The sequence below is a fragment of the Streptomyces sp. XY431 genome (genome assembly GCF_001279805.1).
Taxonomy (GTDB): domain Bacteria; phylum Actinomycetota; class Actinomycetes; order Streptomycetales; family Streptomycetaceae; genus Kitasatospora; species Kitasatospora purpeofusca.
Window position 1 is genome coordinate 26,483 of the sequence record NZ_LGDO01000513.1, and the last position, 9,146, is coordinate 35,628.

A 9,146-nucleotide genomic window follows, 5' to 3' on the forward strand; every position below is an offset into this window, starting at 1 on the left:
TGGTGGAGTGTGCGGTCAGGAGGGGACGCCCGCCCGGTGCGGGTGCCACGCGACGCCCGGCCGGACGAGGCCGACGGCGTACGCCCTGGTGATCACGTCGATCCGGCTGTGCAGCTCCAACTTGCCGAGGAGGCTGCGGATGTGGCTCTTCACGGTGCTGGCGCTCAGCGCCAGGGCCTCGGCGATCTCCTGGTTGGACCAGCCGCGCAGCAACAGGCTGACCACCTCGATCTCGCGCCAGGTCAGTCTGGCCAGCTGGGCCCGCAGCGCCGGGTCCCCCACTCCGGTCAGCGGGCGGTCGCCGCTCCCGGGCCGGCCGCCGGCCACCTGGTAGCCGGAGCCGGCCAGGCGGACCGCCGAGACCAGCATCGCCGGATCGGTGAGGCCGGCCAGGGTGCCGTGCACGCCCGGCGGGACGTCGTCGTGCGCACCGGCCCCGCCGAGGCGGAGCAGCAGGACGCGCGGCGCCCCGTGGGCGCCGTCGGCCAGCGCGGCCAGCACCGGCTCCGGATCGGCGTCGTCGAGGATCACCACCACGTCGGGGCGGCACTCGGCGGCCGCGCGGTCCACCGCGCCGGGGTCGGTCGCGCTGTGGCGGGGCGGCGCGAAGCCCTCGGCTCCCGCGAGCGCGGAGACCACGCCGATCCGGCTGAACGGGCTGTCACTGATCACCAGGATCGACAGCGGCCGCTCCGGGGATCCCTCCCCTGCCGACGGTCCAGAGGTCGTCACGCCGCCCACCTCCCTTCGGGCAGAGCCCGGCCGGCGGTCGAATCGACGACGGGCCTGGTCGGCACGGTCCTGGCCGCCCACAGGGCATGAATAGCTTGCTACCTAAGTAGAGTGGCACGCTCCCGGGACGCTGTCAACGCGAAGCCCGCGATCTTCAACTCCCCTACCGGATCAAGCAGGTGGGGCACGGAACCGGTTTTCTCCGGGCTTTACCCACCGCTCGTACGGTAGAGACGCCATCGGGCCGAAGCCGCGCCCGCACAGGACGGTTCCACCGGCGGACGGCTCCGACAACGGCCCCGTCACCGGCGGACGTCCGGCCGTCGGCCGCGACCACCGCCCTCCACCAGGGTCCCGCCGTGCGCGGGCCGATGGCCTTCCGATCTGGTCCACCCGAGCGATAGGCGGATTCATGGGCGCAACTGTGGGAGCCGGGACCGGCAGCGCCGCACCCCTGCGGCCCGCCGAGGTCTGGCGCCGGGCCGAGGACGCGCGCAGCTTCCTCGACCGGGCGGCGGCCGAACTGGCGGCGGTCAAGAGCGAACTCGACGGCATGCTCCGGGTCTCCCCCGGTGACCGCGTGCTCGACGTCGGCTGCGGGACGGGCGCCGACGTCCGGGCGATCGCCGCCCGGGTCGGTCCGGCCGGCCGGGTGGTCGGCCTCGACTCCAGCAAGGAGCTGATCGACCGGGCGGTGCCGGCCGGACCCGGCGACGCACCGGTCGAGTTCCACCACGGCGACGCGACCGCGCTGCCGTTCCCCGACGACGGCTTCGACGCCGCCCGGGCCGAGCGGGTGATCGAGCACGTCCCCGACCCGGCCGCGGCGGTCGCCGAGATGCTGCGGGTGGTCCGGCCCGGCGGCCAGGTGCTGATCACCGACCCCGACCACGGGCTCTGGGCGCCCGACCTCGACGACCGCGAGCTGACCCGAAGGATCATGGGCTGGTGGGGCGACCACGTCCCCAACCCCTGGGTCGCCCGGCAGCTGCGGGACCTGCTGGTCCGCGCCGGGGCCCGGGACGTCACCGTCACCGCCCGGCCGGTCGTGCTGACCAGTCTGGTGGCGGCCGACTCGCTCACCTGGATCGGCAAGGCCGCCGGCGCGGCCGCCGCCCAGGGGGTGGCCACCCCCGAGGAGGCCCGGGAGTGGGGCGAGGAGATCCTCCGCCGGGACGCCGAGGGCCGGTTCCTGATGCTCGGCACCTTCGTGATCGTCTCCGGGACCAAGCCGTGAGCGCCTCCGCGGCGCACCGCGAGCTCGTGGAGTCCTGGTTCACCAAGGGCTGGGCCGGCGGTGACACCGGGATCGCCGAGCAGGTCTTCTCCCCCGGGTTCGTGCTCAACGGCCGGCGGGTCGGACCGGCCGGGCCCCGACGCAGCGTGGCCGGGGTGCACGCCGCCTTCTCCGACATCCGGGTCGACCTCGACCTGGTGCTCGGCGACGGCCGGTACGTCGTCACGCACTACACCACCACCGCCCGGCACACCGGCGACTACCGGGGCGTGGCCGCCACCGGGCGTTCGATCAAGGTGTCGGGGATCGTCATCTGGCTCATCGAGGACGGCCTGGTCGTCCAGGACTGGAACGCGTTCGACACCGCCGAGGTGGTCGCGCAACTGACCGCCGGACACGACAACGAGGAACGAGTGGGAGGCTGACATGAGCGAGGCAGTCACCGCCAGGCCCGACTACGACGTGATCATCCTGGGCGCCGGCATGGCCGGCACCGTCCTGGGCGCCGTCCTGGCCCGCCGGGACGTCCGGGTGCTGATCATCGACGCCGGCGTGCACCCGAAGTTCGCCGTCGGGGAGTCCACCACGCTCTACACCCTGAAGGGCTTCCGCCAGCTCGCGGAGCGCTACGACGTGCCCGAGCTGGAGTACCTGACCTCCTACGAGGGCGGGCTGTCCAACATCGCCCCGACCTCCGGGGTGAAGAAGCACTTCGGCTTCATGCTGCACCACGAGGGCCGCGAGCCCGATCCGCGCGAGGTCAACCAGTTCAGCCCGCCGTCGAAGGCGCTGCAGACCGGCCACCTGTTCCGCCAGGACACCGACGCCTTCCTGTTCCACACCGCGATCAAGTACGGCTGCGACGTGCGCCAGGGCTTCCGGGTCAGCGACCTCGAGCTCGGCGAGAACCAGGTGTCGGTGGTGGACCCGTCCGGCGAGCGGTTCACCGCCCGCTTCCTGGTCGACGGCAGCGGATTCCGCTCGCCGGTGGCCGACAAGCTCGGACTGCGCGAGGCACCGGACGCGCTCAAGCACCACTCCCGGTCCCTGTTCACCCACATGATCGGGGTCCGGCCGACCGACGAGGTGCTCCGGATGGAGCCGGAGGACCTGCCGCCGATCCCCTGGGTCGAGGGCACCATGCACCACATGTTCGAGCGCGGCTGGTTCTGGTCCATCCCGTTCAACAACGAGCCGCGCTCGCTGAACCCGCTGGTCAGCGTCGGTCTGACCTTCGACGAGCGGCTCTACCCGCGCCAGGAGGGCATGACGCCCGAGGAGGAGTTCCGCTTCCACGCCGCACGGTTCCCCGCGGTGGAGCGGGTCTTCAAGGACGCGAAGACCGTCCGGCCGTGGGTCTCCACCGGCCGGCTCCAGTACAGCTCGAAGCAGACCGTCGGCCACCGCTGGTGCCTGATGTCGCATGCGGCGGGCTTCATCGACCCGCTGTTCTCCCGGGGCCTCACCAACACCACCGAGGTCATCAACGCCTTCGCCTGGCGGCTGTTCGAGGCGCTGGAGGAGGACGACTTCGACGTCGAGCGGTTCGCCTACGTGGACACCCTCCAGAAGGGGCTGATCCGCTGCAACGACGACATGGTCAACTGCTCGTTCATCGCCTTCTCCGACTACGAGCTGTGGAACGCCGTCTACCGGGTCTGGGCCGCCGCCGAGGTCCCGATCAACCTCCGCTTCGACCGCTTCATCGACCGCTTCCGCGAGACCCGTGACGACCGGGTATTCCGCGCGATGGAGGACCTGCCGTACCCCGGCCTGCTGATGCCCGACCAGCCCAGCTACAAGTTGCTCTTCGACGACATGGTGCGGCTCTGCGAGGACTACGAGCAGGGGCGGACCACCGCCGGCGCCGCCGCCCGGGAACTGATGGACCGGATCCAGCGCTCCGAGGGCGTCCTGCGGGGCATCGGCCTGGAGGACCGCGAGCGCCGCTTCATGTTCCCCGGCATCCCCGAGCTGAAGGACATGACCGCCTGGCTCACCCAGCAGGCACCCGCCGAGATGCGCTACCTCGCCCCCGCCGACCCGTCCGGCTCCACCGCCGGGGCGCGTTCGGCCAGCGAGGTCATCATCCCCGAGTAGCGGGCGGGCGAGCCGTCGTGCGACGTGAGCCCCGCTCGGGGACGCACCGGCCCGGCCGGCTGGGACGGCTGGGCCGGCGCGTCCTCGGCTTCCTGTACCGGGGGCTGATGCTCCTCGGCGCCCAGTGGGTGCCCGCCGTGCTGGACCCGGAGCTGAAGGTACTGCCGACGGCGGCCCCGCCCCGGCTGGACGAGCCGCCGCGCGCGCACCCCGAGCGGCTCTGTCCGCTTCCCCCGACGCCGGTGGAACGCGAGCTCTGGAACGCCTACTACGCCGAGTGACCGGGCCCGGGAACGCCCCTCCGGGCCCGGCCGACGTTCCCGGGCCCGGGCCCTACCGGGTGAGGACCTGCTTCTCGCCCGCCTCCACCGCGAAGTCCAGCCGGTTGCCGGGCGGCGGGAAGGGGCAGATGAAGTGGTCCGCGAAGGCGCAGGGCGGCAGGTAGGCGCGGTTGAGGTCCAGCACCGTGCGGCCGTCCCGGTCCGGGGCGGGCAGGGTGACGAACCGGAAGCGGTAGGTGTCCCGGCCGCTGGTCGCGTCGGCGATCACGCCGCTCAGCCGGCCGTCGCCCGAGCGGCTGACCGTCAGGGTGCGGTGCTCGCCGGCGACGGTGAACGCGATCTGCCCGGTCACTGCGAGCGGGCGCTCCTTGCCGTCGGCGTTCGGGACGAGCACCGTCTGCCCGGCGCCGTCCTCGAAGGGGGTGAAGACCGCCGGAACGGCCCACTCCGGCGCGTAGGGGTAGGCCGAGATCCCGGCGAACGACGCCCGCCCGGGCGAATTCGGGTCGAAGACCCGCAGGGCCGGTTCGCCCTCGCGCTCGATCGGCACCAGCAGCACCTCGCCGAGCGCGGCGGTGTCCGCCGCCGGGTCGGTGTCCGGGCGCAGCAGCACCTCGCCGTCGACGGGGGTCTCCGCCCCCGCGACGGTGACGCCGTCGGCCGCCGCCGCCCGCAGCCGCACGCCCTCCGCGTCCGCCCACCAGACCCCGGGCAGGCCGGCGATCGCCGCCGGCTCCGGCTCCAGCCAGTGCGTACCGGTGAGCGCCAGCTGGCCGTGCGGCGCGCTGACGGTCGCCGCCCGTCCGTCGCTCCAGTGCTGCCATTCCTCCGCGGCCGTCGCCGTCATCGGCTCGCCCTCCCACTCCGGTCAGGGCCCGCGGGGCGGGCCGTCCGTTCTCCGTCACCCCATCGAACATCCGGTACCCGGGCCGGGCATTCCCAGTCCCGGACACCGTCGCACGGCGTCGCACAGTCGTCGCACGGCCGTCACGCCGGTCAACACGCCGTTCGCACGCGCCGCTGCCACCCGTCAGGCCTTGATCCGGCGGAACAGGCCCTCCTGCACCACCGACACCACCAGCTGCCCGCTCCGGTCGAAGATCTGCCCGCGCGCCAGGCCCCGGGCGCCGTGGGCGATCGGGGACTCCTGCTGGTAGAGCAGCCAGTCGTCGGTGCGGAACGGCCGGTGGAACCACATCGCGTGGTCCAGCGAGGCCATGTCGAAGTGCCGGGTGCCCCAGAGCGGCTCGACCGGGGCCCGGACCGCGTCCAGCAGCGTCATGTCGGACGCGTAGGTGAGCGCGCAGACGTGGATCAGCGGGTTGTCCGGCAGCGCCCCGTTGGTGCGCAGCCAGACGCCGCTGCGCGCCTCGACCCCGGCGAGCTCCTCGGTGCTCCAGCGCAGCCGGTCGACGTAGCGGATGTCGAAGGGCTGGCGCCGGCTGATGAACGGGGGCAGCTCGCCGAGCCGGGAACCGACCTCGTCCAGTGCGCTCGGCAGCTTCTCCGGGCCGGGCACCTCGGGCATCGGGTACTGGTGCTCGATGCTGTCGGGCTCCGGGGCGTGGAAGTCGGCGGTCAGCGCGAAGATCGACCGCCCGCCCTGGATCGCCAGCACCCGGCGGGTGGTGAACGAGCGGCCGTCCCGGAGCCGGTCCACCTGGTAGACGATCGGCACCCCCGGCACGCCGGGCCGCAGGAAGTACGCGTGCAGCGAGTGGACCGGGCGGTCGTCGTCCACGGTGCGCCCCGCCGCCACCAGCGCCTGGCCGGCCACCTGCCCGCCGAACGTGCGCTGGAGCGCCTCCTCGGGGCTGCGCCCGCGGAAGATGTTCAGCTCGATCTGCTCAAGGTCCAGCAGTGCGACGAGATCGTCGACGGGGGTAGCCATGGGACACGTCCTCTCCGGGCCGCCGCCCGGGCCGGAGGTCTTCCGCCCCGCCGCCGGCAGCCCGTTCTCTCGAATTCTCCAGCCCAATCGAATTCCTCAGCGAGCCGGGACATTCCCCGAACCCGGGCCGGCCGTGCCAATTCACTCGAACGAGGTCGAACAGTAGCCCCTGCGCGAAAGGTCGCCGCAGGTGGGAGCGGGGTGGCACCGGTCACAGGCCCGACTGCCGGACGGTGATGTTCAGCCGCCCGGTCAGCCCCAGCGCCGGGTCCGCCGTCCCGGGCAGGGTCCGCACCACACCGTGGTACGCGAACCTGGCCGGGCCGCCGAACACCAGCAGGTCGCCGCCGCGCAGCTCCAGATCGGTCCACGGCCTGGTCCTGGTCTCGGTGTTGCCGAGCCGGAAGACGCAGGTGTCGCCGAGCGACAGCGAGACCACCGGGGCGTCGGCGCGCTCGTCGCGGTCCTGGTGCAGGCCCATCCGGGCACCGTGCGGGTAGTGGTTGACGATCGCGACGTCCGGCTCGTAGCCGACGGCACCGGCGATGCCCCCGATGCCCCCGATACCGCCATCCTCACCGCCACCGCCGGCCGTGGGCCCGTACGCCTCGGCCACCGCCCGCCGGGCGAGCGCGCCGAGCTCGGCCGGGAAGGGTTTGACCGGGGTGCCGTCCTCGGCGGTGTCGGAGTAGCCGTAGGGGTACCAGTGGCGACCCAGGCTGACCATCCGGACGGACATCGTCCCGCCGGTGGGCATCCGGACGGTGTGCATCCCCGCGGGCGGGCGTGCCCAGTCCCGGCAGGCGGCGACCAGGCGCAGCTGCGCCGCCACGTCGAGCCAGCCGGGGAGCAGCACCGCCCCCGGAGCCGGCTCGGACCGTCCGCGCTCGGGGGAGGCGTCGAAGAGTCCGCCGAACAACTCGCCCTGGGTCACGTCCCCATCCTCGCGCACCCCTCCGACAACGGCCGGACCCGGCAACCGCCGGAAACCCCCGACGGCCGCCCTCCCGTGGTGCGGGAGGGCGGCCGTGGAGGCGTGGATCGACCGGTCTCGGATCGACCGGCGTCGGATCAGACGGTGAGGGTCTGGCCCGGCAGGATCAGGTCCGGGTTGGCACCGATGACCTTGGCGTTGTTGTCGTACAGGGCGTGCCAGTCGATGCCCTTGGCGGCGGCGATGCTGCTCAGGGTGTCGCCGGCCTTGACGGTGTAGGTGCCGTTGACCTGCTTGGCGTCGTTCGAGGTCCAGGACTTGCCGGACTTCGCGGCCTTGTCGGCCTTCGGCGCGGCCTCGGTCTTCGGCGCGGCCTTGGGAGCCTCGACGGCCTTCGGCGCAGCCTTGGGGGCCTCGACGGCCTTCGGCGCAGCCTTGGGGGCCTCGACGGCCTTCGGCGCGGCGGCCTTCGGGGCCTCGGTCGCCTTGGGGGCGGCCGGCTTCGGGGCCTCGGTGGCCTTCGGGGTGGAGGTGTCGACCGCGGCGGCGGCGCCGCCCTTGGTCAGACCGGCCTTGACGGAGCAGACGGGCCAGGCGCCCGGGCCCTGCGAGGCGAGGACCTTCTCGGCGACGGCGATCTGCTGCGCCTTGGTGGCCAGGTTGGCCTGCGAGGCGTAGGCGGTACCGCCGAAGGCGGCCCAGGTGCTGGAGGTGAACTGCAGACCGCCGTAGAAACCGTTGCCGGTGTTGATGGCCCAGTTGCCGCCGCTCTCGCACTGGGCGACAGCGTCCCAGGTGGAGACGGAGGCGGCCGAGGCCGAGGTGGCCGTGACGAGGCCGGCCACCGGCAGGGCCGCGACAGCGGCGCCCGCCACGACAGCCATCCGGACGCGGTTGCGCTTGGTGGCGGTGGTGGTGGCAGCGGCGATCTCGTTACGGAAGGTCATGAGGTTCCTCTCGACAGCCCCGGGAGGGCATGCGGAACCAAGCCCTTGAGGGTCTGGAATCGCGCGCCGCGTCCGTCGGGCGGCCGGAGACGTGTCGGACGTTCCGTGCCGCCCCGGCCACCCGCCACACACCGGCGACCTGTTCGAGCGGTCGCGTCGGCGGGCACTGCCGGCGCCGGTGCGAACCGGCGGGCTGTGCGTCGGGGGTGAACCCGGGTGGTGCTCGTTGCACCGCCAATGAAGCTACGAGGCGGGCGGCCGGGGTTCAAACAGCCGGAGGTCTCCCCAGCTCAGCACGGCGTTACCGGCGGTAACGACCATGTAAATCTGTCCAATTTGTCCGTTTTAACCGTCATTTCCTAGATCAAACATCGACGAGCCGTGACTCACCTCACCGTTTCATTCCGGCAGTCCCGCCATCGAGATCGACAGATTGCGACGCCGAGAACACCCTCCGCGATCGGATCAGAGGCAATTCCCGTCACCCCTACCCCCCACCCGTGACCCCTGCCACAAGGGCCCGTTGGTAAGGGCGGCCGGGCCGCCGCCGCCTCCCGGCTCGAACAGACCCGACCTTCCGGCTCCACCGCGTTCGACCCGGGGGCCGGCCCCGAGACCCCGGGCGCCGGCCCCGACAGCCCCCAACCGGTATTTCCGACCCCGCACCGAGGAGACCCAGTGCCGCGCATGCTCGACGTCAGCGACGAGGTCCGATCCGAGATCGGCGACGACGAGGCCGACCGCCTGCTCGGCGGCGCCCACGCACCCGACAACTACGAATGCACCTCCTGCCGCACCCCCGGCGACGCCCTGCTGGAGCCGACCAGCACCGTGCTGTTCGTCGGCGACGAGACGGCCGTGCTCGCCTTCGCCCACGCCCGCTGCATTCCGTCCCAGGTCGTCCCGGTCGCCGAGGAGCAGCTGGCCGGCGCGGTCCGCAGCATCAGCCAGGCCCAGAGCGACGTGTCCGCCGACGCCGCCCGGCTGCAGCCGTCCCTCCCCGCCCAGGCCCTTCCCGCCCAGG

At 72.9% G+C, this 9,146-nt stretch carries 9 protein-coding genes and 1 pseudogene; 5 read left to right on the top strand and 5 right to left on the bottom strand.

From position 1 onward, the window contains the following. Positions 1–15: 15 nt before the first annotated feature. Positions 16–732: a helix-turn-helix transcriptional regulator gene (locus ADK60_RS38205; protein ID WP_159400749.1), complete on the bottom strand. Its 717-nt coding sequence runs from the start codon at positions 730–732 to the stop codon at positions 16–18. Positions 733–1,144: 412 nt separating this feature from the next. Between ADK60_RS38205 and ADK60_RS38210 the strand changes: the two genes are divergently transcribed. The 4 genes from ADK60_RS38210 to ADK60_RS38225 are packed head-to-tail and all read left to right on the top strand — an operon-like array spanning position 1,145 to position 4,350. After that, a complete protein-coding gene (locus ADK60_RS38210; RefSeq protein WP_079009051.1) occupies positions 1,145–1,969 on the top strand; it encodes a methyltransferase domain-containing protein in 825 nt (274 codons plus the stop codon). Continuing rightward, complete coding sequence (locus tag ADK60_RS45425) at positions 1,966–2,394, top strand: ester cyclase (RefSeq protein WP_045940708.1); 429 nt, start codon at positions 1,966–1,968, stop codon at positions 2,392–2,394. The genes ADK60_RS38210 and ADK60_RS45425 overlap by 4 nt, the downstream gene beginning before the upstream one ends. A gap of 1 nt (position 2,395) precedes the next feature. Next, the gene (locus tag ADK60_RS38220; protein WP_063783401.1) at positions 2,396–4,069 is read left to right on the top strand and encodes an NAD(P)/FAD-dependent oxidoreductase; all 1,674 of its coding nucleotides are present in this window, start codon (positions 2,396–2,398) and stop codon (positions 4,067–4,069) included. Between the two features lie 17 nt (positions 4,070–4,086). Then, entirely contained in the window at positions 4,087–4,350 is a 264-nt protein-coding gene (locus ADK60_RS38225) for a DUF6059 family protein (RefSeq protein ID WP_053651434.1), read from the top strand. A 52-nt stretch (positions 4,351–4,402) separates the two neighbouring features. On the opposite strand, the gene ADK60_RS38230 is transcribed toward ADK60_RS38225, so the two are convergent. The 4 genes from ADK60_RS38230 to ADK60_RS38245 all read right to left on the bottom strand — a co-directional run bounded on the left by ADK60_RS38230 (position 4,403) and on the right by ADK60_RS38245 (position 8,122). Then, the gene (locus ADK60_RS38230; protein ID WP_053651436.1) at positions 4,403–5,197 is read right to left on the bottom strand and encodes a DUF1684 domain-containing protein; all 795 of its coding nucleotides are present in this window, start codon (positions 5,195–5,197) and stop codon (positions 4,403–4,405) included. Positions 5,198–5,380: 183 nt separating this feature from the next. After that, positions 5,381–6,241 (bottom strand): acyl-CoA thioesterase, encoded by an 861-nt coding sequence (locus ADK60_RS38235; RefSeq protein ID WP_045940705.1) that lies wholly within the window; start codon positions 6,239–6,241, stop codon positions 5,381–5,383. A 211-nt stretch (positions 6,242–6,452) separates the two neighbouring features. Further along, positions 6,453–7,175, bottom strand: coding sequence for an alpha-ketoglutarate-dependent dioxygenase AlkB family protein (locus ADK60_RS38240; protein ID WP_234371465.1), 723 nt, complete (start codon positions 7,173–7,175; stop codon positions 6,453–6,455). Positions 7,176–7,312: 137 nt separating this feature from the next. After that, positions 7,313–8,122, bottom strand: coding sequence for a transglycosylase family protein (locus tag ADK60_RS38245; protein WP_053651438.1), 810 nt, complete (start codon positions 8,120–8,122; stop codon positions 7,313–7,315). A gap of 678 nt (positions 8,123–8,800) precedes the next feature. Here ADK60_RS38245 and ADK60_RS38250 point away from each other — a divergent pair. Continuing rightward, positions 8,801–9,146: pseudogene (locus ADK60_RS38250) on the top strand (hypothetical protein); the annotation flags it as partial.